This window comes from Butyrivibrio sp. YAB3001, from assembly GCF_900112195.1.
Taxonomy (GTDB): Bacteria; Bacillota; Clostridia; order Lachnospirales; family Lachnospiraceae; genus Butyrivibrio.
Window position 1 is genome coordinate 143,043 of record NZ_FOKR01000004.1, and the last position, 25,917, is coordinate 168,959.

Here is a 25,917-nt window from a genome sequence, read left to right on the forward strand (position 1 = left end):
GGTTTTATGCATTAAGTAGTTTCTTACTATGCACTTTCAAAATCTGCTGCAACACTTCTCTTTGTTTTTCTCTTGGAACGACTTCGTCTATAAATCCGCATTCCAGCACCCTCTCAGCCCGTTGAAAGTTACCGGGTAAAACCTGATTCAGTGTTTTTTCGATAACTCTGGGACCTGCAAAGCCAACCCTTGCTCCAGGCTCTGCCAGAGTAATGTCTCCCTGCATTGCAAAGCTTGCATCTACTCCGCCTGTTGTTGGATTTGTTAAAAGAACTATGTATAGATTTCCTTTATCGCTATGTCTTTTCACTGCTGCAGAAACTTTGGACATCTGCATAAGAGAGATCATTCCCTCCTGCATTCTTGCGCCTCCCGAGACAGTCACGCCGATGACAGGAAGGGATTCCTCACTGGCATATTCAAAGAGCCTTGTAATCTTCTCCCCAACAACTGCTCCCATGGAGCCCATCATAAAGTTGGCATCCATGGCAAAGATGCAGACCCTTATCCCGCCTATCGTTCCTTCGCCGCAGACAACGCCTTCCTTCTCGCGGCTTTTTTTCATAGCTGCGTTTAGCTTGTCCTCGTACTCCGGAAAACCAAGTATATTTCTGGATTCCAGATCTGCAAAAAGTTCCACAAAGCTTCTTTTATCGCAAAGCATCAAAGCTCTCCGCCTGCTTCTTACGCCAAAATAATTGCCGCATTCAGGGCACACAAAGTAGTTTTTCCTCACCTTGGATACCATGAGTTTCTTTTGGCACTTAGGACAGGTTATGCGCCTTGAGCGCTGCATGGGGCTGTCACCCTCAAGTTCGTTGTTTGCCTTTAAAAAAAATTTTTTAAACTCCATTACAGTACCTTCTGGCAAATGCCTGTATCATAATTTCCATTAACGAATGAATTGTTTTCCATAAATTTCATGTGCATATGTCTGTTATTATCAACTCCCACAAGTACAAATTCAGAAAGGGCGCATTTCATCTTTCTTATGGCTCCTTCTCTTGTGTCTGAGCAGACGATCAGTTTTCCAAGCATGGAATCATAAAATGGTGACACTTCATAGTTCTGGTAAAGAGCTGAATCAAATCTTACATCCACGCCTCCCGGAATATGTAAAAGACTTATTTTCCCAACTGCAGGTCTGAAGGTCTTTTCATCCTCTGCACAGATTCTGCACTCGATGGCATGTCTTTTCCTTGAAACACTCTCCTGAGAAAAAGGAATCTCAACTCCTGCTGCCGTTCTTATCTGCCACTCAACGATATCCACACCGCAGACCATCTCTGTTACAGAGTGCTCCACCTGAAGTCTCGTGTTCATCTCCATGAAAAAGAATTCATTTTCCTTTACCAGAAATTCCACAGTGCCAACAGTGGTATAGCCCACTTTCTCTGCGAGCTTTCTTGCTGCTTCGTACATTTTATCTCTAAGTTCATCACTAAGAGTCGGCGCAGGACATTCCTCGATGAGCTTTTGATTTTTCCTCTGAACCGAACAGTCTCTATCCCCAAGTACAATTACTTTTCCCTTAATGTCCCCTATTATCTGGACTTCAACATGCTTTACCTTTTCAAGATATTTTTCCATAAATACCTTGTCGTCGGCAAAAGATATCATGGCTTCTTTTCTGACCTGTTCAAAAAGCGGGATAAGCTCTTCTTTTTTCCTGACTATCCTGATACCTTTTCCGCCACCGCCGGCTCTTGCCTTGAGTATGACGGGATATCCGATTCTTTCAGCCTCCAGGAGTGCTTTGTCACTATCCTTTAGAATATCGCTCCCCAGAGTAACAGGCACACCTGCACTTATCGCGATTTCTCTGGCTGTCTCTTTTTGTCCCATTTTTTCCATAACCTGCCATGAAGGGCCTATGAGCGCTATCCCTATCTCCGCGCACTTTCTGGCAAACTCAGGGTTTTCAGACAACATTCCGTATCCGGGGTGAATTGCCTCTGCTCCCACGCTCTTAGCAACAGTCAAAATCGCATCCATATTCAGGTAACTGTCTTTTACAAGCGGACCGCCAATACAGTAGCTCTCATCAGCCATTTCCACATGGAGCGAATTTTCGTCCGCTTCTGAGTATACAGCCACTGTCTCAATCCCCATCTCTTTGCAGGCTCTGATAATCCTTATGGCAACTTCACCCCTGTTTGCAATCAGGATTTTTGAAAACATATCATTCTTCCTCTTTGTTTTTTATAATGGCAAAAGAAAAATCGCCGCTCATACACTTTTTTCCATTTACAGTAAGTTCTCCGTGAAGCACGTACAACGGATGTCCCGCCTTAAGAATCCTGGTATCAACCCTGATCGTATCTCCCGGAACCACCATCCCTCTGAACCTCACCTTATCAAGTCCTGTATAGACAGGAAGCACATCACTTTCGCTCATTTTGTCAGCGAACATCATGCAGGCTGACTGAGCCATGATCTCGCACTGGATAACCCCCGGAACCACGGGCTTTCCCGGAAAGTGTCCCTGCAAAAAGAACTCATCTCCCCTTACAGTGTAGAATCCTGTTGCACTTCCATCTTCATTAAGGACTGCCTCATCAAGCAAAAGCATCGGTTCCCTGTGGGGGAGTATTTTCTTTATTTCTTCTCTGTTCATTTTTTCCTCACATCCAATATATGGAATTCAAGTTTTGATTGCATACAACTGCTGATTGTACTCCACAAGCTGTCCCGGCTTTACACAGACTTTTGTCACTGTTCCATCTGTGGGAGCCACCACTTCATTTAGCATTTTCATTGCCTCTATAGTGCAGAGCGCATCTCCCTTTTTGACTTTGTCTCCCTCTTTTACTGCTTCTCTTTCTCCTGAAAGTTCACCAAAGATTCCAAGAAGCGGCGCTTTTACTGCTATTCCATCATCCTCGTTTTTTTCTTCTATCTCTTCTGTACCGGAAATAGATTCTGTTTTAGAGGAAGCCGGAATAACTGCCTGCAGCTGATTTACTGCTGCCGAGGTTTCTTTTTTTAAGACAAGAGAAAAGTTTCCCTCCTGTATAGACAGTTCCGAAAGATTAAGTTTTAGAAAAAGATCTCCGTACTCTTTTAGTGAATTCATAATTTTATGCCTCGTACTTTTTAAATGCTATACATGCATTGTGTCCGCCAAAACCAAGTGAAGTGCTTATTGCGTAGTTTATAGCTACTTTTTCAGCTTTATTTGGAGTGTAGTTAAGATCACATTCTTCGTCTTTTTCCTTGTAACCGATGGTAGGTGGAATGATTCCTTCTTCAAGGGCCTTAACTGAAGCTATTGCCTCTACTGCGCCTGTTGCTCCCATCATATGGCCGGTCATGGATTTGGTTGAGCTGATATGAAGGTCATAGGCCTTATCGCCAAAAACAGTCTTAAGCGCTTTGGTCTCCATCGCATCATTTAAGTGAGTTCCGGTTCCGTGGGCATTTACATAAAGCGTCCTGCAATCTGATACACCTGCTTCCTCGGTGGCATTTTTGATTGCTCTTACAGCGCCATCTCCCTCGGGATCCGGAGCTGTAATATGATAAGCATCTGAAGTATTGCCGTATCCCACAACTTCTGCATAAATTCTAGCATTTCTTTTAACTGCGTGTTCATACTCCTCAAGGATGAGCATTCCTGCTCCTTCTCCCATTACAAACCCGCCTCTTCTCTTATCAAAAGGGATGCTTCCATCCTCAGGGTTATCCGTCAGATTAAGGGCCTGACAATTGATGAATCCCGCCATTGCAAGTTCATTTATTGATGCCTCCGAACCTCCTGCAATAATCGCATCAGCATATCCATGCTTGATGGTTCTGTATGCTTCACCGATGGTATGAGTTGATGTGGCACAGGCTGTCACAACAGGAAGTGTTGGTCCCTTTGCGCCGAACTTAATCGAAACAGAACCTGCTGCCATGTTGCTTATCATCATGGGTACAAAGAACGGTGAAACCATCTCCGGTCCTTTTTCCATAAGTTTTTTTGTCTCACGGAGTGTAGTACTGATTCCTCCGATTCCTGAACCTATATAAACGCCAAATCGTGTCTTATCAAGCTCCGATTCAAGTATCTTGCTATCCTCGACTGCCTCTTTTGCTGCTGCCATTGCATACTGCATAAAAAGATCTGACTTTCTTATTTCCTGCATGGTATCGTAGTATTTCTTCGGCTCAAAATCTTTTACCTCTGCATCAAGTGATACCTTAAGGTTCGATGCATCAAATCTCTTTATTGTGTCTATCCCGCAAATTCCGTCCTTTAAGCTATTCCAAAAGCTGTCAAGGTCATTGCCGACTGGTGATATTACTCCCATTCCAGTAACAACTACTCTATACATACATTCCTCCATCTACCTTGATTATTTCCCCTGTAATATATCCTGAACTATCACTTGCAAGAAAAAGAGCCAGGTTTGCCACATCCTCTGTTTTCCCCAATCTGCAAAGTGGTATGTTTGATGATATTTCTTTTTTTGCTTCTTCTGACAGTTTGTCTGTCATATCAGTTTCAATGTACCCCGGCGCAATTGCATTGCATCTGATGTTCTTTCGTCCGTATTCCTTTGCAACTGACTTGGTAAATCCGACAATTCCCGCCTTTGAGGCTGCATAATTTGTCTGACCTTTATTTCCCATAAGTCCCACAACAGAACTTATATTGATAACATTTCCATTTCTGTTTTTTACAAAATTTCTGATAAATGCCCTTGTCATAAACATCGTGCCTTTCAGATTTATGTCTATGACATCGTCGATATCCATGACGCTAAGGCTTGGGAGAAGGTTATCCTTCGTTACCCCTGCGTTATTCACAAGAACATCAATCTTTGTAAAATCAGCAAGTATTTTTTCTTTTATTGCTTCAACTGCTTCAGCTTCTCTGATATTGCAGGCATAAAGCCTTACATCGGTTCCATATTGTTTTAGTTCTTCTATTGTTTTTAATGCTTCTTCGCTTTCTCTTGTCGCAACTATGGCAAGATTAGCTCCGTTTTCTGCATACTTTGTCGCTATCGCCTTGCCTATGCCTCTACTTCCGCCGGTGATAACGGCTGTTTTTCCCCTTAACATGCGTTTTCAAACTCCCTGACTGTGCTGCCTAATGATTCAATATCGCTTACATTTAGTATCTTTGCGCCTTTTACAGTTCTTTTTACAAATCCTGAAAGTGTCTTTCCCGGGCCACATTCAACAAATGTATCTATCTGCATTTTTTCCATGTTTGTCAGAATGTCTTCCCATTTCACGCTGTTTGAGACCTGCGCTGAAAAGATGTCGATTATCTCATCTTCTTTTTCCGGATACATCTGAGCTGTTTTGTTTGAAAAAAGTGGAAGCTGCGGCGCTTTTACCTGGTACTTGTCGCTTTCTTTCAGCTCTTTTTTTAGCTTATCGGAGGTTTCTTCCATGTACGGTGTATGAAACGGTCCTCCTACAGACAGTTGAATAAATCTGACCTTCTTTTCTGTTAAAAGAGCTTTAAGTTTTTCGATATTCTCTTCTTTTCCCGAAACCACTATCTGTCCCGGGCAGTTGTAATTAACAAGATATGTTCCTGTTTCTTTTCCCAGCAAAGCAAGTTCATCCCTGTCCATTTTAAGGACTGCTATCATGGCTCCTGCATTTTGTGTTGCTGCCTTATGCATCAGCTCTCCTCTAAGGCACACAAGCTTAAATGCCTCCTGAAAAGAAAGGACTCCTGAAAAATAGAGTGCGACCACTTCTCCAAGTGAAAAGCCTGCAACTGCATCGGGTTCTATTCCCTGCTTTTTGAGTGCGATCGCGCCTGCAAGGTCTGCCAGAAAGAGGCAGGGCTGTGTGTTATTGGTTTGTTTTAGCTCATCCTCGGTGCCGGCAAACATCTGGGCTAGTGTGCCGGGCCGTAGCTTTTCTGCCTGATTAAATAGTGTTTGTACTTCAGGAATGTTTTCATATAAATCTTTTGCCATACCAGGATACTGACTTCCCTGACCGGCAAACAGAAATGCGGTTTTTCCCATATTCTCCTCCTGTGGTGTTGATTTGCTACAGATTTGATTACCGACAGTGGTACATGAACGTAGAAATGTTTGTGTTCGTCTGTCCCCTCAGTGCAGGAATGAAAAAATGCTTGTGTTCGTCTGCGCGGTGATTTCCTATATTTCGAAAGCAAATGGATGTCTCCTCTCAACGCTGTTCGAAACAGTCGACATCCATTTGTTTTCTTAATATGGAAATCATCCTGCTCGTCCGAGAACTGCGCATTTTTACATTCCCTACACTGAGGTTCACATACATCAACATACCCTGCGCATCTATAGCGGAGTGTTTTGCTTTAATAGGAATCCCGGCAATAATTCTAAAACACTTGTTAGTGTATATTCATTTTTGCATTCCTGCACTGAAATACACATATGCCTAAGCCTAATTTGCATTCATATCCGAATGCTTTTATTTCATAGAGTATTCAGAGCAATTTTCTATCTAATGGGTAAATTTTTAATATTCATATAAACAAGTAGTTAGAAAAAAATGCTCTTAATTTTCATGTAGTCAGCTGACTTTAATAGATTGGTTGAGGAGGGCGGCGGCGCCGGAGCAGATTTGCGTTATGATTTCTTCGCAGGTGTTTTCTGTGTTGACGAGGCCTGCGATCTGGCCGCACATGCATGAGCCGTAGCGAACATCTCCTTCTATTGCTGCACGGCGAAGGGCGCCTGCTCCCATTTTTTCAAGTTCTTCCGGTGTTGTTCCGGGAGTGTTTTCTTTCTCTGTAAACTCTCTGGTCATGCGGTTTTTAAGGGCTCTTACCGGGTGACCAAGGGATTTTCCTGTTACGATGGTGTCTCTGTCTTTTGCCTTTAATACTTTTTCTTTATAGTTGGCATGAACATTACATTCTTTTGCTGTAAGGAATCTTGTCCCCATCTGAACTGCCTTAGCACCGAGCATGAAAGCTGCTGCCATTCCTCTTGCATCTGCTATTCCTCCGGCTGCTATTACAGGAATATTAACCGCATCGACAACCTGTGGAACAAGTGCCATAGTTGTGGTATCTCCTACATGTCCGCCAGACTCACAGCCCTCTGCCACAACTGCACACGCGCCCATGCGCTCAACCATTACTGCCAGTGGTACACTTGCAACAACGCAGATAACTTTTACTCCTGCATCAAGAAGTTTTTTCATATATGCAGCAGGATTTCCGGCGCCTGTTGTCACAACTTTTATATGTTCCTGACATACCACATCTACTGTTTCTTCGATAAATGGGCTCATTAGCATGAGATTTACGCCAAATGGTTTGTTGGTGAGCTCTTTAGCTCTTTTTATCTGTTGTCTGAGCTGCTCCCCATTTGAATTCATCGCTGCAATTATTCCAAGTCCCCCTGCATTTGAAACCGCTGCTGCCAGCTCGCCATCAGCAATCCATGCCATGCCGCCCTGAAATACCGGGTATTCGATACCCAGCATTTCACATATCTCATTTTTTCCCATATCATCCTCTATTTTTCAGGCTGTTGCCTGGTCTGCACTCTGATTTTCAATAAGCTCTACAAGGCTGTCAATTGTTGTAATGTTCTGAGAAAGCTGAACTTCGCAATCAAGTTCTTCCTGCATCTGCATAACAAGTTCCATGATATCAAGTGAATCAAGACCGATCTCTTTGAATGTGCTTGCTCCGCTCAACTCGCTTTCGTCCTTATCAAGATACTCTGCTATTATTCTGATAATTGTTCCCTTTACATCCTTCATTTTTCTGCCTCCTTTTGGCTTGCGATTTTACTTTTCTTTGTTACAATAATCTTGGGGGTAGCCCCCAAGTCAATAACTTTTCGTATATTTTTTTATGTTTCATAGGAATGTTCGGAACAGCCCGTGACATTACTTTTGACCTTTACATAATTTCAATCAACGGAGCCTTATTATGAATTTATTCGGAAAAATAAAAGATTCTGCAGATGAGTACACCTTTAGTGTCAGTCAGTTTGCCAAACTTTGCGGTACAACAAGGGATACTCTAAGACATTACTATGAAGAAGGGATAATTGTTCCCAAAGTGGATCCTGAAAACGGCTATCATTACTACTCAGCCTCACAGATTACTTCTTTTTACTTTATAAGCACCATGCGTCAGGCTGGCTGCTCAATCAAAGAGATAAATGAACTTATTCATAACTCAACAAAGGAAGGGATTAAGAAGCTTGGAAATGCAAAGATTTTAGAATTGCAGAATGAGCTTGTTATCATAAATAAAAAGATAAATTCTCTCAAAATGGGAATGTGGATTCTTGAAAACTTTGATAAGCACGCGCCGGGAGTTCCTTTTCTCTTAGACATACCTTCTATAAGCATCATCAGAACTCCTGTCACTGTTAAAGATAATGCCCATCACACAGCCGATATCGCTGCAGACATATCAAGGCACCTTGCTGTTTCAGCTGCTGATGGAAGTCTTTCATCTTTTCCTTCCGGAGTTACTATTGCCTATGAAGATCTTCTAAAAAAGAATTACGTCTACAACAATGTTGTGAGTCTTTCACTTCAGCCATCTGAGCTTCCTAATTCTATAACATACCCGGCGTGCAAAGCTCTTTGCTGTCACCATGAAAGTCGCTCACAGGACATCGACAAGTCGTATAAAAAAATTCTTTCCTACATAAAAAAGAATGATCTAAAGGTCTGCTCTGACCTCTACATCATAAGTCTCATAAATCTCTATCAAAAAAATGAGCACACGTACTACAAGTATCTTTTTATCTGCGTTGAATGATCGTATGAGCATAGAAATACTTGTTTTCGTCTGCGCAGTGATTTACATTATTTCGTAAGCAAATGGATGTCTCCTCTCAGCGCTGTTCGAAACAGTCGCCATCCATTTGCTTTCTCAATCTGTAAATCATCTTGCTCGTCCGAGAACTGCACATTTCTATGCTCATACTCCCTAACTCTACAAAGCTTTACTTAGGTCGATGTTTCTATCGTACATGTGTGCAACCATAGCAGAGTAATTTTATGAAATTTTCTATTCCATAAAAAGAAAGTAATGGAACGTGCGGTCCCATTACTTTCTTTTCTTAGAGGGTAAAATTATTTATTTGTAGTACTCTGTAACTGTCTCGCCGTTATCACCAAGAGGTACTACATGGTCAAGACCTACAAACTTGCCTGTCTTAGAGTCTGACCAGAGGGTTTTCTTCATCATGTTATACTTAGCATCATCCCAGGTTGCCCAGTCATCCTTAAGAAGTCCACCGGTGTCGCCTGAATTAGGATTGATGCACCAGAAGGTATGATTTATATGATTCTTTGCGATGAACTCAGACATAATGTTGAGATATTTCTCGTTGTCTCCGCCGTCCATGAATCCGCCCCATTCGCCGATAAGGAGAGGTGCGATATTCTTATCCTGGAGGTAGAACCAGCTGTCATACCATACATCGTCAAGAAGAGTCTGTTCTGTAAAGTCTTTGTCAAACCAGCTCTGCTTATATACAAGTGGGCCATAGTCATGAGGTGAGTAAACAAGCTGACTCTGATACTGTCCAAGATCAACAGGATATTTGCCAGCATTTCTAAGGTTGCCGCCCCACCATCCGCCATAGTATTTAAGTTCATCTTCTGTAGCGTTAGGATTCTGTGTTCCTGAATTATAGTCATAGCCTGCTCTTGGAGTCTCCTCAATACCTTCAACCATTATCAAAAGATTAGGGTTGACATCAAGGATAGCTTTTCCGCAGCGGCTTGCTGCATACTGCCAGTTGTTCTCATCTGTGGAATCATCCCACTTTGCAGCATTGGAATCTGCCTGAGAATACTTACCATGAGGCTCATTCTTAAGGTCGCATGCAATGATGGTATCATCGTTTTTATACTCGTTAACAAACCATGTCCAGCCTTCAATCCAATCCTCTGTGGTAAATCCCTTAGGGCCATACCATACATTGTAATTGTGTCCTGAATTGTTGGCATCTGCGCTATGAAGGTCCATCATGATCTTTATACCGTTTTCTTTGCAGAGATCAAGGAAAACATCAAAGATTTCTCTTGAATCCATGTCAGAACCATCTGCTCTGACAAGTTCCTTGTTTGCATAAGTATTTACATTGACTTTAACCTTTTTGCCTGCTTTCCATTCAAGTAAGAGCTCTGTTGAAATAGGCACTCTTACAAGGTTTATACCGTGGTCTGCCATTCCTTCAACAACACTCTTCATATTTGCATTCCATAATCCATGGAATACTCTCTCAGAGCAGTTGAAACCAAACCAGTTTGCGCCTGTAAGGTAAACTTCTTTTCCATTCTTATCAAGAATCCTTGAACCATCAGTGTGAAGCCAGTCATCACCTACTACAGCGTCTGTCTGCGGCCCTGGGTCAGGCTGTGGCTGTGGATCCGGCTGTGGCTTTGGATCTGGCTGTGGCTCAGGTTGTGGTTCCGGCTCTGGCTGAGGATCTGGCTCAGGTTGTGGTTCTGGGTCAGGCTGTGGCTCTGGTTCCGGCTGTGGCTCAACAGTAGCTGTTTCGCCTTCTGCCAGGATTTCTACCTTATCGCCCACATGGCTTGAACCCTGAATTCCGAATTCAATCGCATTTCCCGGCTCGATAACTGAATTCCACTGCATAGGAGTGATTATATAATAGTCACCGTCTTCTACTATATTTACATTCCAGCTTGAATCAATTCCAACGTCATTCTTATTTACTTTTAATGACCATGTTTCTGCTTTCTTATCGCCTTTATTCTCTACTTTGATCAGTACCTGATAACCTGAACCCCAGTTATTTATCGTATAACCTGTTTTTAGTTCATCAGCAGCACTGGCTTTAAGTGACTGGAAATTAAATCCACCTGCCACTAACATAGCTGATAAAGAACAAAGCAAAGCCTTTTTACATAATGCTCCCTTAACTTTATGCATTAGACATGCTCCTCCAACAAATCTTTTTTATTTACCTTCTGCAATCATTTCAACAGTATCTCCAAGATGCTTGGATCCCTGGATACCGAATTCTACTGAATTTCCTGGCTCGATTGCTGAATTCCATAACATAGGTGTAATTACATAGTAATTTCCTTCTTCATCAATATTTACATTCCAGCTTGTATCTATGCTTACATCATCCTTATTAACCTTAAGAGTCCAGGATTCTGCCTTCTTATCTGTGTCGTTCTTAATCTTGATAAGTACCTGGTAACCTGAGCCCCAGTTATTGATTGTGTATGCAGCTGTAAGATCAGATGAAACAGGCTGTGGTTCAGGATCATCCGGCTGATCAGGCTGGTCTGGATCGTCAGGATTTACTGGCTGGTCTGGGTCATCTGGATTTACAGGCTGATCTGGATCTTCTGGGTTAACCGGCTGATCTGGGTCATCTGGATTTACAGGCTGATCTGGATCTTCTGGATTTACAGGAGTATCCGGCTGCTCAGGTTCATCCGGCTCATCTGGTACGTCTGGTGATGGAACTACAATTGTTGAATCTCCAAGAACAAGTTCTGAACCTTCAAATAACTGCATTCCACTTGGTGTAGACATCTGTGAATTGCTTGTTCCGCCAAGTCCTACAAGGCAAGGGCTCTTTGAATAATCCCACTTACCGGGAGCAGCTACTCTTACCTGAATCTCGCACTTGCACTCGCTCTGACCGCCAGGATAAATCTCAGCGCCGGCATAGTTAAGGTCGATGTAGTAAATTCCTGCCTGATCTGATTCTTTAAATTCAGAAATCTTAACAGGATGCTGCATATAAGTTGTAGAAACCTTCATTTCTGATGGGTTATGTCCCTGTGCGATAACGTCGCTAAGATCAAAGAACATACGAAGAGTGAGATTATCTGTAACTCTTGCAGGCCATGCAGTGTGGTTTTCAACTACTGCCTTAATCTCTACAAAATTGATCGCATTGTTCTTATCTTCGCAGTTAATTCCTGCACTTAGAACAAATTCTGCACCGTCAGTCTCTTCGATAGCTGTAGGAGTTGTAACTGAGCCATAGCCATTCTTTTCATAGAGATATGCGCAAGCTCCTGTGAAGCCGGCATTGTAATCACAAGCAACTTCGTTTGCCTGATAATCACTGCGAACATCCTTGTAGGCACTGTCGCTTGCTGCTCCAGGGCCACCTACGATAGCACCAACAAGAGTATGTCTTGAATTTTCAGGTGCTGCATTAAGGTTGTTGGACCAACATCCATGTGCTGCTCTGTGGTGAGGATTCTTAGGTGACTGTGCATTGTAGCCAACCATATAGTTCTGACCTGAGCTGCCAAGTGTATAGTTGATTGTTCTCTCGATATAAGCATTAGCATCAGCTATGTGTGTGCTGTCTGCCTTATCAAGTCCAACATAGATAGTATCAATAAATGCCTGGTTACATGCATAACGCATTGAGCCCCACTCACTTAAGAATGAAAGTCCGCCAGGTGTGATTGTTATGGAATTGGAACCTTCTTTCTTTCCATTCCAGCAATCAATACTGTTCTCGATTGGTGTATAGTATTTATCTTTTCCTGTAAGTTCAGCAAGTAACAGGCAAGCGCCAAGATGTGTGTCATCCCATGACATTGTCCATGAGTAAGCAATCTCATCTCCGCCCTGGAACTCAGAACCAAAGTTAGTTGCATACTTCTCAGCCTTTGAAAGATAAGTCTCATCACCTGTTGCCTTATATAACCAGCAGCCTGCGAGTGCCAGTTCATCATAGAATCCGCTGTATGATGTATAGAATCCGCTTGCAGCTGTGTAGCCGGCGTCACTTAGAGCTCTTTCAGCCATTCCGTACAATGTCTTGGCATGCTCTAAATATGTTGCGCTTCTTGATGGATCAGAGTCTTTTAATACAAGTGATGCTACTGCTAAAGAAGCTGCTGCCTCACCTGTTACGCATGAGCCGCCATTTGCAGATGTGTCATCTACCTTAAATGAAGGTCTGTCCATCTTTGTTTCAACAAGTTCCGGTGCGCCCCAGAATCCATGGTCCTTACCGCCATCTCCCACCTGATAGTAGTAAGTGTTTGAATCCGGATTACATTTAACAAAATAGTCGTTTGCCCACTTAATATTGTGGAGCATCCATTTTGCCTGTCCTGACTTCTGGTAAGCCTGAGGATTGTTTAAATATGACCATCCAAGGATCATAGATGAGTATGCCATTGGAAGATTGAACTTAACGTTATCACCAGCGTCATACCATCCACCTGTAAGGTCTAAGTTGTTGTCGGAACCATCCTTGAGCCCTGAATCAGCTCTCCAGTTAGTTCTTGATAATGTCTCTTCAGAAAGCTTTCCTGACTCCTGAAGCTGATAAAACAGTAATGATTTTGCAAGTGCATCACCATAATTGTAGTTGCCAGCAGCATCTACCTTAAGTGATGGAAAACTAAAACCTGTCCCCACTAATAAAGCTGATAGCGAACACACCAATGCCTTTTTGCAAAAAGCTTTTTTAACTTTATGCATTTGACATATTCCTCCTTAAATTTTTTTAATTTTAAATGATATCTGCGCGCGGGATATCATAAATTATTAAATTTAAAGTAACAATTAACCCATCAAGTCAACGTGTTTTAATCGCGTTTCCATAATTTGTTTATATTTTATCTACAATTCGCTATATTTTTTATTTTAGAAGTTTCCAAACACTGTCACATACGATGTTTTCTATATTTATAATAGCTTAAACGTTTTAGAATGTAAATGTTTTTTTATATATTTTTAATCTTTTTTTAATTTGATGTTTACTAATGAAATGATATATTTATATTTTATTTCGAACACTAGATATTGGCATAAAAAAATGTGGCTCAAACTGTTACGTTATTGTTACAATAACGCTCAGTCAGAGTCACATTTTATATTTTGGATTTTTTAAATGTTTTATCCGATATTTTTCACCAATTTAAGGATATTATTCCCGTCCTTGTTTTCGTAGGTTACTTCCCCCATTACTTTCTTGGTCAAAAAAATCCCCAGGCCACCTATTTTTCTTTCTTCAGAAGGTAGTGTCACATCCGGATCCTCTTTTTCCAATGGATTGTATGGTATGCCACTATCAATAAATGTGATAACAACCTTATCCGGATCATGACTGACATCAACATTTAAAGTAACGTTCCCTTTTTCAGGTGCATAAGCGTAGTTTGCAACATTTACAAACACTTCCTCAACAGCAAGGCTTATCTGCATCTGTGTCTTGGGCGGAATATCAAGTTCTTCGGTATTCTGTTCCACAAAAGCTATGACCTTTTCAAGGTTCTGTACTTCTGCCTCAATCGTCATTTCACTCATTTTTTAACCTCATAAAAAGCTAAGTGGTGGATACAATCATTCTATTGTCAGAATATCAATGAATCCTGTAACCTCGAAGATTTCTTTTATCTCTTCGCTGCAGTTTCTAACGAGCATGCTTCCTTTTTTATTCATTTCTTTCTGAGCTGAAAGAAGAACACGCAGGCCTGCTGATGAAATGTACTCAAGATTTGCAAAATCAAATTTAAGGTCTTCAACTTCTTTTAATGATTCCTTAAGTTCTTCATCAAGTTCAGGCGCAGTAGTAGTATCAAGTCTTCCTGCCAATGAAATTATTAATTCTTTTCCATTCACTAATTTGTTGATTGTCATGTTTTTTTCTCCTCTCATGAAAACTAGTAGCAATTTATAAGTATTATCATTCTTTCGTTCTATCTGCAATGAATGTCATTTCAAAGCTATCGCTCTTAACCCCGACCAAAACATCCTTGGCTATGCTTGCGACAATTGATTTTTCAAGTTCATCCCAGGCTTCCTTGTACTGGCCGTCCTTATCATTCTCGATACCAAGTTCATATTCATGAAGCGACCACATAACGCCTGTTTCTGCCAAAGATTCGGTTCCGCCAAACATTCCGATCGTGCCGAACTGAACATTTCCTGTTCCATACTGTTGCTGAAGATGCGAAACCATGTCGTAATGCAAAAGACCGTTTTCAATAACATCTCTGATCTTGCCCATTGTTCCTTTTGCAAGACTGTTCTGACCATCGGTTGATACTGCCAGGAGCTGCTTTTTCTTTTCAGCATCCATAAATGTACTGGCTCTAAGCTTTAAGCAATACTCATCGTTATACTTCTCAAACCATACAGAAGTTTCAAAATCTCCTGCGATTGCTCCCATCATTCCTATCGCTTCCTCGAACAAAAGCCGCAGGTGACGCTGATCCCTGCCTGCAAGTTCCAATTCCTGAATATGCTCATCAGCCCTTTCAAGCGCTCGTTCAAACATTTCTTTATTATTGTTCAGTACGATAGGCCCTGTCGTTTTTAGAGGAACTCTTGAACCTGTATTCTGCGCTGATTCCATGAGTATCTTAGTGATAACCATGGTTATCTTGTCTCTTTTGATGCCGACCTTTATATCATCGGAAAGATTTGCAAGAAGTGATCTTTCAAGATCTTCCCAGGCGCGCTCTGCGTACCTGTCATCTAATCTTCTCTGGATCATTTCTTCTTTGTATTTGCCCAAAGTCCACTCATCTTCCTCTTCCGGCATCATGATGAATGTTTTTGCAAGCATACTAAAAAAGCTTGATTCCTCGCTATTTTCTCCATTAGAAGCCAGCGAGATAAGTTTCTTTTTCTCAAGGTCGTCTAACTTTTTATCAGCTTCGAGGAAAATATTTGTGACTTTATTATCACCGGAAAACCACACTTCCGCCCCTTTTTCCTCTGTAAAAAGCTTGGCAAACCTTATCGCTTCTTCGGTTAATAGTCTTAACCTCATCTTGCTCTTTCCGGCAATCCCGGTATCTGCAATATACTTATCCAGAGCATCATACACTTTTTGTATATCTGTTTCATTATTGCTGATCTTTACATGAGCTGACTGCATACTCCCTCCAATTGCTGTCTGGATTTTGTTGTTTTAACGCTAAAATCTAAACCACTTAATAATAATTATATTATCTTTAATTCCCATGGGCAAGCTATTACTACGCTCAACCAAGCATAAGAAGTTACTGTTCACTCGCATTCAGCTCGCTACAGATTTTTAGAAAGCACTATTATTCCGTGCTTATTTAGAATATCAAAAGAATTATCACACTTATGTCACACTTTTATAATAGCCATTTTCGAGGTTTTATTCACGAAAATGACCACTCATTTTTTATCGATTATCTTTTAAAGCATAATTCATGCAAAATGTACTCTTGCTACTGTTGTTCCAAAAGGACAAAGTGAAAGATGTGCCAGCTTAAAGAACTGTTTTCCAAATGGTATGCCTACAATTGTTATGCACAAGAGGCATCCGAACAAAAAGTTCATAAGAGCCATCTCAATTCCTCCAAACAGGAACCAAATTACGTTGAGCAAGAAAGAAAATGCTCCACCATGATTTTCAATTTCTTTTCCAAAAGGATTCAAGCTAAGACTTGCCATCTTGAAGCACTGAAGCCCTACAGGTATTCCAATTAATGTAACACAGTATATACATCCAAGTATTGCCCATGAAAAAGAACAAATTAATCCACCGCATATTATCCAAATAATGTTTCCTAATATTCTCATGTTATTTTCCTTTCTATGTGGGCTCTTGCCCTTCCATGGTTATATATTACATCACCTTTTATCACAAAACCGTCACACTTTTTTATTAAAGAAAAAACGACCTAATCCTATATGAGAATTATGGCCGTTCTTTAGATCAATATTTAATCAATTTATGTAAAGGACTAAGGTGATGTCACGGATTGTTTCGCGCAATGCGCTCCCACAATCCTACGTAACATTCGGAAATCATGGGGCCCCTACCCCACTTTTTCCTTATGTTCCGGCGGGTCATAAGGTCTTTCACCCACTCTCAAGCAAGCTTGTCGTGGGTTCAGACTTTTGCCCCTGACATCATCAGATCGCTGCAAATCCTTTTTCAAGGTCTGCGATGATATCATCGATATGTTCTGTACCGATTGATAGTCTTATTGTGCTCTGTGTTATTCCCTGATCCTTAAGTTCATCATCGTTAAGCTGAGAATGTGTTGTTGTAGCAGGATGAATAACAAGACTCTTAACATCTGCAACATTTGCAAGAAGTGAAAAGATCTCAAGATTATCAATAAACTTCCATGCTGCCTCTTTTCCCCCCTTAATCTCAAATGTAAAGATTGATGCGCCTCCATTTGGGAAGTATTTCTCATAAAGCGCATGATCAGGGTGATCTGCCAGTGAAGGATGATTAACCTTTTCTACCTTAGGATGGTTCTTAAGGAATTCTACTACCTTCTTGGTATTTTCTGCGTGTCTATCGAGACGGAGAGACAATGTCTCCACTCCCTGCAGTAGGAGGAAAGCATTGAATGGAGAAATTGTGGCTCCTGTGTCTCTTAAAAGAATTGCTCTTATATATGTAACGAAAGCTGCAGGGCCAACTGCGTCTGCAAAAGAAACTCCATGATAGCTTGGGTTAGGATCTGCGATGTTAGGATATTTTCCGCTTTCTTTCCAATTGAACTTGCCGGCTTCTACGATTATTCCACCAAGTGTTGTTCCATGTCCGCCAATGAACTTTGTTGCTGAATGAACCACGATATCTGCTCCATGCTCAATTGGTCTGATAAGGTAAGGAGTTCCGAATGTATTATCAATTACAAGTGGAAGTCCATGCTTATGAGCAATTTCTGCTATTGCATCGATATCAGGAATATCACTGTTAGGATTTCCAAGTGTCTCGAGGTAGATGGCTCTTGTGTTATCTTTAATTGCAGCTTCTACTTCGCTTAAATTATGTGCATCAACAAAAGTAGTTGTTACGCCATACTGTGGAAGTGTATGTGCTAAAAGATTGTAGCTTCCACCGTAGATGGTCTTCTGAGCAACAATATGTCCGCCGTTTGCTGCAAGTGCCTGGATTGTGTAAGTTATTGCTGCTGCACCTGATGCAACTGCCAAAGCTGCGCTGCCCCCTTCAAGCGCTGCTAATCTCTTTTCAAGTACATCCTGAGTTGAATTTGTAAGTCTTCCATATATATTTCCCGCATCAGCAAGTCCAAATCTGTCTGCAGCATGCTGACTGTTTCTAAACACATATGATGTAGTCTGGTAAATCGGTACTGCTCTTGCATCTGTAGCCGGATCCGGCTGTTCCTGTCCTACGTGAAGCTGTAAAGTCTCAAATCTGTAATTGCTCATTATTTTCTCCTCCTACTATATACGATTGTGTATTTTCTTATTAAGATCAAATATTCATTCTTTCAAATGAACCATAACTAAGTGTCTATGTCGTTAAAGCTATTTTCGCTTTTCTTTATGTATAACCCGATGTAAATGTATTTATACATTCACCCGCAAATGCTAATCATTTACAATCACACATGCTACACATCATATATTTTGAAGTATACTTTTTAATGTTATACATTTTTCGTACCCCGTTGTTTGTTGTTAAAATCATGATACTTTCATTTACATAGTATGTCAATAGGTATTATGATAAATACTCTTTATCAATTACGATAAGCTTAAGTTATTGCACTTTAGATGTATTATAATTATAATAAGCGGATAAGATAAGAAAGGTCAGAAAGTAGTATGTTTTCAACAAAAGGACGATACGCATTAAGGATAATGATAGATTTGGCAGAACAGAATAGCGAAGAGTATATGCCGTTAAAAGATATAGCCAAGCGCCAGGGCATTTCCAAGAAATATCTTGAACTAATTGCAAAAGAGCTTGTGAAAGGAAAATTCCTTATAGGAACCAGCGGCAAGCACGGAGGATATAAGCTTAGCAGATCTCCTGAGGAATATACTGTCGGCGAGATCATCGAGCTTATGGAAGGCACGATCACACCTGTTGCCTGCCTTGCGCCTGATGCCGAAAAATGCCCTCGCCAGGATATATGTAAAACTCTTCCGATGTGGCAGGAATTTGGCAAGTTAGAACGTGATTTCTTTTATGGTAAAAGATTAAGCGACTTAGTAAACAATTAAAAAATGTCGCGAGTGCGCATCTATCGCCAAGCGTGTAATTCAGAAGAATGCGTAATAATTACTATAGAATAAGGCTCTGTCATAAATCGTTGACAGAGCCTTTAAATATTATTCGATGTTCATCAAAAAACAGGAGCATCAAATGCATTTTCAGTATTATCCCATATCAGTTGCCATGTTCCACAATGTGAATTTTTGCATCAAAGTATTCTGATGAAAGAGTAAATTTATCAGCAATTCCCTGCGTTACATAAACTTCATCACTATCCGTTATAATAATCGCATCAAAATCATCACTCTTTTTATAAAAATCTATTGCTTCATCAAGTCCCTTTACAAACAGCGCTGTAGAAAGAGCATCACATACCATTCCGTCTTTTCCAACAATCGTAACCGATAAAAGTCCGTTTTTTGCCGGATATCCATTATCCGGATCAATGATATGCCAGTATATTTCTCCGTCTTTTTCAAAATATCTTTCGTAGCCACCGGAAGTTATTATCGCTATATCCTTAGCATCTAAAACTCCGAATATCCCGCTTGCGCTGTCCTTATAAGGACTCTTTATTGCAACCTTCCAAGGATTTCCATTTGGCTTTGTCCCTATGCACTGAACATTACCGCCAAGATTTATAAGACCGCTCTTTACGCCGTTTTCCTCAAAAAAAGCTGCCAGTTCACGACTTGTATATCCCTTTACAACACTACCAAGATCAACCTGCGCCCCCTTGGGAATTTTGCAGTAATAATCCTGTGTTTCGTCAAGATTTACTCCGCGGTAATCCACAAACTTAAGTAGCTCATCAAGTTCATTTTTATCAGGTACAGCGTACTCTCCCGTCGTAAATCCCCAGGTTTTAAGAACCGGATAGATTGTAACATCAAGTGCCCCGTCAGTACGGTCACATAATAAAAGAGCCTCCTTAAGAATCTCACCTGTCTGCGAAGACAATTGCGCCTCCGAATTCTGATTTAACATAGCAATTTCACTGCTATCATCCGTAACTGAAAGCGTTTTTTCAAGGTTTCTTATTTTCTGCTCAGCCTCAGTCAAAAGCTTTTCATCACCATTAATCTGAAGCTCCATTACTGTATCCATGGCGTAGAGAGTAGTGGTATGCATTATGCCATTATTTTTTTCTGATAAAAGAACTTTCGCTCCATCAGAATTTCCGGCACAGCCGGATGAAACCAGGCTAGTTGACAGCACAAGCAGCACTGAGGTCATGTACCTGATCATTGTACTATTTAGTTGTAATAAAGATCTTTTCTTATTGATCAATTCTGATTTTCCTTCTATATATGCCAATACAATATCACCGAAATACTTGGGTTGTATTATTTTTCACTGAATCTTGTCAAACTTCCTTAGTTCAGAAAAAGCAAGCGGAACTGTCACAAACAATGACAGCACATCAGCACATGCCTGAGCCATCTCAACTCCGGTAATCCCAAGAATATTTGGCAGGATAAGAAGCATTGGTATAAAGCATATTCCATTTCTGGCGGAAGCAGTAATTGAAGCCTTCACACCCTTTCCGATTGACTGTAGCATCATATTGCTTATTACGATAACTCCGGATAATGGCAGTGTTACGCACTGGAATCTCAAAGCCTTGATTCCAACTTCCACTGCTGCCTCATTTTTAGAAAACGCTGAAATTATTCCCGGCGCAAAAACAAAGCAGACACATCCTATTCCAATAAGAACTATAGTTGCATATTTTACACAGAACTTAAAGCCTTCTTTTACCCTTGCTGTAAGCCCTGCTCCATAGTTAAAAGAGCATACCGGCTGGTAGCCCTGACCAAAGCCGATAAGAGCTGACGCCATCATTATCATTACTCTTGATGCCACGCTCATTCCCGCGATAGCCGCATCGGAACCGATGCTTCCTGCAGTTGTATTAAGAAGAAATGTGGAGATTGCAGCCAATCCCTGACGGAACAATGAAGGAGCGCCTCCATTTATTATTTCTTTTATGTAATGGGCATTTAAGTGAACATTAGCAGGTGAAAGTTTGATATTCTCGCCTTTCCTTGTTCCAATCAAAAGAACATTAAAACTTGTAAACTGCCCCATTACTGTTGCGATTGCTGCGCCTCTTACTCCCATGTGGAAAACAAAAATCAGAAGCGGATCAAGTATCATGTTCATGACTGCACCGCACATAAGTCCTATCATTGCCACATAAGCGCTTCCCTGGAAACGAAGCTGATTATTTATTACAAACTGAGCCATCATAAACGGCGCGCCAATAAGGATAATTCTCATGTATCTCACTGTAAATTCTTTAGTAAGTTCACTGGCCCCTGCACTTAAGAATCCTGCAATCTGCGTAACAAAAAGATTTCCTATTATAGCAAAACACGCTCCTAATATCAGTGCCAGCGCAAATCCGGTTGATGCCATCTCATTTGCCTCTTTATGCTTACCAGCGCCCAGCATTCTTGAAAGGTAATTTCCGGAACCATGCCCACAGAAAAATCCTGTTGCCTGAATAAGCGCCATTATCGTAAACACCAATCCAACAGCTGCTGTAGCTGATGTATTCACGATAGGATCATCCGATACTCTCGCCACAAAAAAGGTGTCCGCCGTATTATAAATTGCTGTGACCATCATACTTATAATAGTCGGCACAGCCAGAGTTAATATCAGCTTTGGAACCGGTGTTGTTGTCATGTATTCTCTTCTATTATTTGTTGCCATTTTATCTCCTAAATTTTTTATAGATTTAAACAATAACCAAAAATCAGCTGCATATGTAAATAAGACAAATACACTGCAGCAGTTAAGACATTGTCAAGTTTTTCATGTTTGCATATGAATTCATATGCAAACAATATGGTAATTACGAATCTAGTGTGCTGGCTTGTTCATATTTAATCAAATGACGAAGCATATGAAATTGAGATACAAGTTATTTGATTGAATATGAGCTAGACAGTACACTAGTCCCTTATAATGCTTGCCTATCTTGCGCCGTAATGAGAATAATACGTCTCAGCCCTTAATAATAAAACAAAAGTTCCTCTTCGTCTACCATTGCAAATAGGTCCTGCGACGTAGTCGCGCTGGAATGACCTATTTGTCATATATTCCCGAGCTTTATTTGGGAATATATGCTATACTATCTGAGGAATTTATATAATTATGAATAATTGCTTTAAGTTTATCGTATTACTGCCTATTATCATTTTATAAGCCGATAAACATAGCAATATAACAGGAGGAAATTATGAAAAACAACACTAAGAAAATTGTTATCGGAGCAGTTGTACTTGTAGCCCTTATCGCTGTATTTGCTCTTGCCTGGACTAAATTCGGAGCAAAGCCAACAAAAGGAGCAAAGAACATTACTCTCGTAGTTGAAAACAGCAAAGGCGAAATAGCAAACTATGAACTTGACACAGATGCTGAATACCTTCGCCAGGCTATGGACGAACTCGGAGACAAGGGATTTAGCTATGAAGGAACAGATAGCGAATATGGCTTAATGATTGAAAAAATCAACGGCGAACAGGCCATCTATGCTACAGACGGTGCTTACTGGTCACTCTATGTTAATGATGAATACGGTCAGTACGGAGCTGACTCACAGCCTGTAAATGATGGTGATAAATACACTTGGAAATATGAGCTCGCTCAGTAATTAAGATACTTACCAAAAATCTTTTTTGATTCACATATATCAGATTTCTTTTTGAAAAAAACGTATTTAGGTAACAAAATTTAGACACCCAGAACGCATTAGTGTTTTGGGTGTTTTTTTCTCATTCATTTCTGTCTGAACAGCACCATTTGATGTCAAGTCCCATCACTTTTTTCGAATGGTTATTATATCTCTTTTACCAAAAAACCCATAAATGCTACATTTATCGTCCTACTTTTTCAAAAATAATTGATGTATAATTGAAATGTTTTTACATGAACAGCTCAAGGATAATATGAATAATAATAACTACTTTTCAATACAGGATATCGCACAAATAGGACTTATGGTTGCTGTAATAGAAGTTTCGAAGGCAGCCCTTGCTTTTTTACCTAATATAGAACTTACAAGCTTCTGGCTTATCATGTTCACCCTTTATTTCGGATGGAAAATAATCGTTGTGGTGCCGGTTTTCATTCTCTTGGAAGGCAGCATTTACGGAATGAATCTCTGGTGGATAATGTACCTTTACATATGGCCTCTGCTGGTTTTGATCGCATGGCTTTTTAGAAAAAACACTTCCGCGTTTCTCTGGGCTATTATATCAGGGATATTTGGCCTATGTTTCGGCGCTCTGTGTTCAATCCCTTACATCGTCATTGGCTTTAGCACAGGTGGTTTTGTAAGTGGTCTGCGAGCCGGATTTGTCTGGTGGATTGCAGGTATTCCATGGGATTTTATCCACTGCGGTGGAAACTTCATTCTTATGTTAGTGTTATATAAACCTATTTCTCTAGCAATGAGTAAAATGGGTCTTAAACAGCTTTAAATAAATGTTTCATTTTCGGGGAGGATACTTAATATGAGAGACAAATTAAAGCTTATTCAGGAAAGTATGGACAGAGCAGTAAAAAACAAAGAAGTTGCCGGAGTCAATCTTTTAGTCATTCAGGACGGAAAAGAAGTTTATTATGCCCAGAGCGGACATTCCGACATTTCTGCCAACAGACCAATGAACCGAGACACAATAGTTCATCTTTATTCTCAGTCAAAGCCTGTAACAGCCGCAGCTGCAATGCTTCTTATGCAGGACGGAATAATAGATCTGAACGAACCTGTAGGTAATTTCATCGATAGTTTTAAGGACCAGTCTTATGTCACACCAGATGGAAAGATTTCAAAACTTCCATGGGATAAATCCGTCAGAATAGTCGATCTTCTCAACATGACATCAGGTCTTGTTTATCCCGGAATAAATACACCTGCTGAATGTACAACAACTATGCTCTTTGACGATGCTATTCAAAGGCTTAAATATCCATACGATAAGCCAGCATGCGTTGAAGAATCGGAATTAAAAGACAAGCACGGACACAAGAAATATCAGATGTCCACAATGGAATTTGCCGAAGAAATCGGCAAACTCCCACTCCAATTTATACCCGGAAGTTTCTTCCAATATGGAACAAGCGCAGATGTATTAGGTGCTGTTATCGAAAAGGTTTCCGGCATGAAATTCAGCGAATTTTTAAAAGAAAGAATTTTTGATCCGCTTGAGATGAAGGATACGGATTTTTATGTACCCGAGGAAAAGAAATCCCGATTCTCTCAGGTCTATGAAGTAGTTAATGGTGAATTTAAAGAATTTGGAGGAGATCATCTCATCATAAGACATGATGGTAACAAAAATGCCTTTGAATCAGGTGGCGCAGGTCTTTTCTCAACACTTGATGACTACTCACATTTTGGTCAGATGTTATTAAACGGTGGCACTTATAATGGAAAAGAAATCCTGACTCCAGAGACAGTTCGTTTCATGACCTGCAGCGCAGTTATGGAAGGTCCTCAGCATGCATTCGATAACTGGCACGGACTTGAAGGTCATACCTACAGCAATCTCATGAGGATTCTCGTTTCTCCTGAAAAAGCACTCATCATTGGCAACAAAGGCGAATACGGATGGGATGGCTGGCTTGGAGCATATTTCATGAACGACCCCGCTTCCAAGACAACTCTTTTGATGATGACACAGATGCGTGACTATGGAACCGGCTACCTCACAAGAAGATTGAGAAATATTGTAATGTCCTGATTATTATAAATTGTTCAGTCAACTACAAATGACTTGAATGACTTCCTAAACAAGTTCTCATAAACTCCGCATTAAGTGCATGTTTCTGTATAACTTCATTCAATAATAAATTTTTGGAAAAAAAAACAAGAATACCTAGCAAGGTAGTATAAAAGCCCCAATTACCGAGTTTACGGTAATTGGAGCTTTTTAATTCATCATATTATATTAAGATACATATCGCTTTTTAGCTTTTTCTCTTAACTGCGCAATTTCTGTCAGTCTTTTTACAATCTGATTTCTTATAAATTCCTGACTATCCTCTTTTACCAGATAATACATATAAGAATCAAGCACCAGATTCTGAGGCAACCCTCGACCTACAAGTTTAAAGTTCCTAAATCCCAGATTGATATAGTCCTTCATCTGCTCTCTTGAAATAAATGCAGGCTTATTTTTGCAGTCTTCAAAAGTTTTCTTTTCCTGCCTGTTAGGACAAGGAAATGGTCTTGCCACCTCGCATTCAAGCTGTTTCAAAGCCTCATCGCGGTAGTGCTCAAGTCTCTTTGGACAATTAGGAAAGCATATCTCGTCAACAAGAATTTCCACTCTGTCAGCCACTGGCTGTAAACTTTTGAGGACCTCTTCATTGTGGTTCATATCATAATCCAAAACCACCATGAAATAATCTTTTTCAAGTTCTTTGTGAAGCTTTTCAGGATCCGTAATGCGCTTTGTTGTCGAAGAAATATACTTAAAATTCGGATAGTTCTCCCTTAAATATTTCTCCAGAACTTCCGTATTGACCAAAACCTGATTTTCGCCATTATTTGCGATGCGCATGATCATATTGCAAAAAGTATCGTTTAAATGCTTTTCCTCAATAAGCGGATTTGTCCACGTAAACCTCACCGGAACATGCTTAGAATTAAAAAGCTTGATAGTCCTTTCTATTTCATTCTTCGGGCAAAACCCCAGTACAGTTCTTCCTCCATTCCATATTGCACCAGGAAATGTTCCATACACACTTCCAACCCTGTAATTCTCATAAAAGCAGTTCTGATATTCCCTCATAAGATCGATAATAGTGCTATTCAGGTCTCTGAATACACTAAATCCCGGCAAATGCCAATAAATATAATCCCTCATTTTCCCCCCAAATGATTAAAACTTTATTAAAAAACAGTATATAACTAAAGGAGTTCTTTTGTAAATAGTTCATTAAGCATTTCAATATATCACATTACTTTTTGGTAATTTTTACT

General features: G+C 40.4%; 24 protein-coding genes. 5 read left to right on the forward strand and 19 right to left on the reverse strand.

Features of this window, described 5'->3' with window-relative positions; translation table 11 throughout:
• Window positions 1–4 precede the first annotated feature (4 nt).
• From BM086_RS05815 to BM086_RS05855, 9 genes are all read right to left on the reverse strand, one after another.
• Window positions 5–853, reverse strand: coding sequence for an acetyl-CoA carboxylase carboxyltransferase subunit beta (locus tag BM086_RS05815; RefSeq protein ID WP_092324775.1), 849 nt, complete (start codon window positions 851–853; stop codon window positions 5–7).
• Window positions 853–2,181: an acetyl-CoA carboxylase biotin carboxylase subunit gene (locus BM086_RS05820; protein ID WP_092324777.1), complete on the reverse strand. Its 1,329-nt coding sequence runs from the start codon at window positions 2,179–2,181 to the stop codon at window positions 853–855. Before BM086_RS05820 ends, BM086_RS05815 begins: the two co-directional genes overlap by 1 nt.
• A 1-nt stretch (window position 2,182) precedes the next feature.
• Window positions 2,183–2,617 (reverse strand): 3-hydroxyacyl-ACP dehydratase FabZ family protein, encoded by a 435-nt coding sequence (locus tag BM086_RS05825; protein WP_092324780.1) that lies wholly within the window; start codon window positions 2,615–2,617, stop codon window positions 2,183–2,185.
• 27 nt (window positions 2,618–2,644) lie between these two features.
• Entirely contained in the window at window positions 2,645–3,076 is a 432-nt protein-coding gene (locus BM086_RS21550) for an acetyl-CoA carboxylase biotin carboxyl carrier protein (protein ID WP_092324782.1), read from the reverse strand.
• Window positions 3,077–3,080: 4 nt separating this feature from the next.
• Entirely contained in the window at window positions 3,081–4,319 is a 1,239-nt protein-coding gene (gene fabF / locus BM086_RS05835) for a beta-ketoacyl-ACP synthase II (protein ID WP_092324784.1), read from the reverse strand.
• Window positions 4,312–5,052 carry a 3-oxoacyl-[acyl-carrier-protein] reductase gene (gene fabG / locus BM086_RS05840; protein WP_092324787.1) on the reverse strand — a complete coding sequence of 247 codons (741 nt, stop codon included), beginning with the start codon at window positions 5,050–5,052 and terminating at the stop codon, window positions 4,312–4,314. The genes fabF and fabG overlap by 8 nt, the downstream gene beginning before the upstream one ends.
• Window positions 5,046–5,981 (reverse strand): ACP S-malonyltransferase, encoded by a 936-nt coding sequence (locus BM086_RS05845; protein WP_092324790.1) that lies wholly within the window; start codon window positions 5,979–5,981, stop codon window positions 5,046–5,048. The genes fabG and BM086_RS05845 overlap by 7 nt, the downstream gene beginning before the upstream one ends.
• Window positions 5,982–6,513: 532 nt before the next feature.
• Entirely contained in the window at window positions 6,514–7,458 is a 945-nt protein-coding gene (gene fabK / locus BM086_RS05850; RefSeq protein WP_092324793.1) for an enoyl-[acyl-carrier-protein] reductase FabK, read from the reverse strand.
• Window positions 7,459–7,473: 15 nt separating this feature from the next.
• A complete protein-coding gene (locus tag BM086_RS05855; protein ID WP_092324795.1) occupies window positions 7,474–7,716 on the reverse strand; it encodes an acyl carrier protein in 243 nt (80 codons plus the stop codon).
• A 172-nt stretch (window positions 7,717–7,888) separates the two neighbouring features.
• Between BM086_RS05855 and BM086_RS05860 the strand changes: the two genes are divergently transcribed.
• Window positions 7,889–8,734: a MerR family transcriptional regulator gene (locus BM086_RS05860; protein ID WP_092324797.1), complete on the forward strand. Its 846-nt coding sequence runs from the start codon at window positions 7,889–7,891 to the stop codon at window positions 8,732–8,734.
• Between the two features lie 321 nt (window positions 8,735–9,055).
• On the opposite strand, the gene BM086_RS05865 is transcribed toward BM086_RS05860, so the two are convergent.
• The 7 genes from BM086_RS05865 to BM086_RS05895 form a co-directional block, all read right to left on the reverse strand.
• Window positions 9,056–10,882, reverse strand: coding sequence for a cellulase family glycosylhydrolase (locus tag BM086_RS05865; RefSeq protein WP_092324799.1), 1,827 nt, complete (start codon window positions 10,880–10,882; stop codon window positions 9,056–9,058).
• Between the two features lie 27 nt (window positions 10,883–10,909).
• Complete coding sequence (locus BM086_RS05870; protein ID WP_092324801.1) at window positions 10,910–13,423, reverse strand: glycoside hydrolase family 9 protein; 2,514 nt, start codon at window positions 13,421–13,423, stop codon at window positions 10,910–10,912.
• Window positions 13,424–13,840: 417 nt separating this feature from the next.
• Window positions 13,841–14,251 carry an ATP-binding protein gene (locus BM086_RS05875; RefSeq protein WP_092324803.1) on the reverse strand — a complete coding sequence of 137 codons (411 nt, stop codon included), beginning with the start codon at window positions 14,249–14,251 and terminating at the stop codon, window positions 13,841–13,843.
• Window positions 14,252–14,287: 36 nt separating this feature from the next.
• Entirely contained in the window at window positions 14,288–14,584 is a 297-nt protein-coding gene (locus BM086_RS05880; RefSeq protein ID WP_092324805.1) for an STAS domain-containing protein, read from the reverse strand.
• 46 nt (window positions 14,585–14,630) lie between these two features.
• Window positions 14,631–15,830: a hypothetical protein gene (locus tag BM086_RS05885; protein WP_092324807.1), complete on the reverse strand. Its 1,200-nt coding sequence runs from the start codon at window positions 15,828–15,830 to the stop codon at window positions 14,631–14,633.
• A 302-nt stretch (window positions 15,831–16,132) separates the two neighbouring features.
• Window positions 16,133–16,507, reverse strand: a complete 375-nt coding sequence (locus BM086_RS05890) for a YccF domain-containing protein (RefSeq protein ID WP_092324809.1) — start codon at window positions 16,505–16,507, stop codon at window positions 16,133–16,135.
• 336 nt (window positions 16,508–16,843) lie between these two features.
• Window positions 16,844–18,124, reverse strand: a complete 1,281-nt coding sequence (locus tag BM086_RS05895; RefSeq protein ID WP_092324811.1) for an O-acetylhomoserine aminocarboxypropyltransferase/cysteine synthase family protein — start codon at window positions 18,122–18,124, stop codon at window positions 16,844–16,846.
• A gap of 399 nt (window positions 18,125–18,523) precedes the next feature.
• Between BM086_RS05895 and BM086_RS05900 the strand changes: the two genes are divergently transcribed.
• Window positions 18,524–18,925 (forward strand): RrF2 family transcriptional regulator, encoded by a 402-nt coding sequence (locus BM086_RS05900; RefSeq protein ID WP_092324813.1) that lies wholly within the window; start codon window positions 18,524–18,526, stop codon window positions 18,923–18,925.
• A gap of 166 nt (window positions 18,926–19,091) precedes the next feature.
• On the opposite strand, the gene BM086_RS05905 is transcribed toward BM086_RS05900, so the two are convergent.
• On the reverse strand, window positions 19,092–20,207 hold the full coding sequence (locus tag BM086_RS05905) for an FAD:protein FMN transferase (protein ID WP_242952132.1): 1,116 nt from the start codon (window positions 20,205–20,207) through the stop codon (window positions 19,092–19,094).
• A 63-nt stretch (window positions 20,208–20,270) separates the two neighbouring features.
• Entirely contained in the window at window positions 20,271–21,638 is a 1,368-nt protein-coding gene (locus BM086_RS05910) for an MATE family efflux transporter (RefSeq protein WP_207650973.1), read from the reverse strand.
• Between the two features lie 529 nt (window positions 21,639–22,167).
• Between BM086_RS05910 and BM086_RS05915 the strand changes: the two genes are divergently transcribed.
• The 3 genes from BM086_RS05915 (at window position 22,168) to BM086_RS05925 (ending at window position 24,673) form a co-directional block, all read left to right on the forward strand.
• Complete coding sequence (locus BM086_RS05915; protein WP_092324815.1) at window positions 22,168–22,581, forward strand: DUF4430 domain-containing protein; 414 nt, start codon at window positions 22,168–22,170, stop codon at window positions 22,579–22,581.
• 265 nt (window positions 22,582–22,846) lie between these two features.
• Window positions 22,847–23,410, forward strand: a complete 564-nt coding sequence (locus BM086_RS05920) for a hypothetical protein (protein WP_092324817.1) — start codon at window positions 22,847–22,849, stop codon at window positions 23,408–23,410.
• Between the two features lie 33 nt (window positions 23,411–23,443).
• Window positions 23,444–24,673: a serine hydrolase domain-containing protein gene (locus tag BM086_RS05925; protein WP_092324819.1), complete on the forward strand. Its 1,230-nt coding sequence runs from the start codon at window positions 23,444–23,446 to the stop codon at window positions 24,671–24,673.
• A 207-nt stretch (window positions 24,674–24,880) separates the two neighbouring features.
• On the opposite strand, the gene BM086_RS05930 is transcribed toward BM086_RS05925, so the two are convergent.
• Complete coding sequence (locus tag BM086_RS05930; RefSeq protein WP_092324821.1) at window positions 24,881–25,801, reverse strand: hypothetical protein; 921 nt, start codon at window positions 25,799–25,801, stop codon at window positions 24,881–24,883.
• Between the last annotated feature and the right edge of the window lie 116 nt (window positions 25,802–25,917).

What these genes read in the sequence shown, in the direction of transcription:
- BM086_RS05855 (WP_092324795.1), bottom strand. Translation starts at nt 7,716, where the DNA reads ATGAAGGATGTAAAGGGAACAATTATCAGAATAATAGCAGAGTATCTT.
- BM086_RS05885 (WP_092324807.1), bottom strand. Translation starts at nt 15,830, where the DNA reads ATGCAGTCAGCTCATGTAAAGATCAGCAATAATGAAACAGATATACAA.
- BM086_RS05815 (WP_092324775.1), bottom strand. Translation starts at nt 853, where the DNA reads ATGGAGTTTAAAAAATTTTTTTTAAAGGCAAACAACGAACTTGAGGGT.
- BM086_RS05870 (WP_092324801.1), bottom strand. Translation starts at nt 13,423, where the DNA reads ATGCATAAAGTTAAAAAAGCTTTTTGCAAAAAGGCATTGGTGTGTTCG.
- BM086_RS05890 (WP_092324809.1), bottom strand. Translation starts at nt 16,507, where the DNA reads ATGAGAATATTAGGAAACATTATTTGGATAATATGCGGTGGATTAATT.
- BM086_RS05900 (WP_092324813.1), top strand. Translation starts at nt 18,524, where the DNA reads ATGTTTTCAACAAAAGGACGATACGCATTAAGGATAATGATAGATTTG.
- BM086_RS05925 (WP_092324819.1), top strand. Translation starts at nt 23,444, where the DNA reads ATGAGAGACAAATTAAAGCTTATTCAGGAAAGTATGGACAGAGCAGTA.
- fabF (WP_092324784.1), bottom strand. Translation starts at nt 4,319, where the DNA reads ATGTATAGAGTAGTTGTTACTGGAATGGGAGTAATATCACCAGTCGGC.
- BM086_RS05860 (WP_092324797.1), top strand. Translation starts at nt 7,889, where the DNA reads ATGAATTTATTCGGAAAAATAAAAGATTCTGCAGATGAGTACACCTTT.
- BM086_RS05845 (WP_092324790.1), bottom strand. Translation starts at nt 5,981, where the DNA reads ATGGGAAAAACCGCATTTCTGTTTGCCGGTCAGGGAAGTCAGTATCCT.
- BM086_RS05875 (WP_092324803.1), bottom strand. Translation starts at nt 14,251, where the DNA reads ATGAGTGAAATGACGATTGAGGCAGAAGTACAGAACCTTGAAAAGGTC.
- BM086_RS05915 (WP_092324815.1), top strand. Translation starts at nt 22,168, where the DNA reads ATGAAAAACAACACTAAGAAAATTGTTATCGGAGCAGTTGTACTTGTA.
- BM086_RS05865 (WP_092324799.1), bottom strand. Translation starts at nt 10,882, where the DNA reads ATGCATAAAGTTAAGGGAGCATTATGTAAAAAGGCTTTGCTTTGTTCT.
- BM086_RS05910 (WP_207650973.1), bottom strand. Translation starts at nt 21,638, where the DNA reads ATGGCAACAAATAATAGAAGAGAATACATGACAACAACACCGGTTCCA.
- BM086_RS05920 (WP_092324817.1), top strand. Translation starts at nt 22,847, where the DNA reads ATGTTTTTACATGAACAGCTCAAGGATAATATGAATAATAATAACTAC.
- fabG (WP_092324787.1), bottom strand. Translation starts at nt 5,052, where the DNA reads ATGTTAAGGGGAAAAACAGCCGTTATCACCGGCGGAAGTAGAGGCATA.
- BM086_RS05895 (WP_092324811.1), bottom strand. Translation starts at nt 18,124, where the DNA reads ATGAGCAATTACAGATTTGAGACTTTACAGCTTCACGTAGGACAGGAA.
- BM086_RS05880 (WP_092324805.1), bottom strand. Translation starts at nt 14,584, where the DNA reads ATGACAATCAACAAATTAGTGAATGGAAAAGAATTAATAATTTCATTG.
- fabK (WP_092324793.1), bottom strand. Translation starts at nt 7,458, where the DNA reads ATGGGAAAAAATGAGATATGTGAAATGCTGGGTATCGAATACCCGGTA.
- BM086_RS21550 (WP_092324782.1), bottom strand. Translation starts at nt 3,076, where the DNA reads ATGAATTCACTAAAAGAGTACGGAGATCTTTTTCTAAAACTTAATCTT.
- BM086_RS05930 (WP_092324821.1), bottom strand. Translation starts at nt 25,801, where the DNA reads ATGAGGGATTATATTTATTGGCATTTGCCGGGATTTAGTGTATTCAGA.
- BM086_RS05825 (WP_092324780.1), bottom strand. Translation starts at nt 2,617, where the DNA reads ATGAACAGAGAAGAAATAAAGAAAATACTCCCCCACAGGGAACCGATG.
- BM086_RS05820 (WP_092324777.1), bottom strand. Translation starts at nt 2,181, where the DNA reads ATGTTTTCAAAAATCCTGATTGCAAACAGGGGTGAAGTTGCCATAAGG.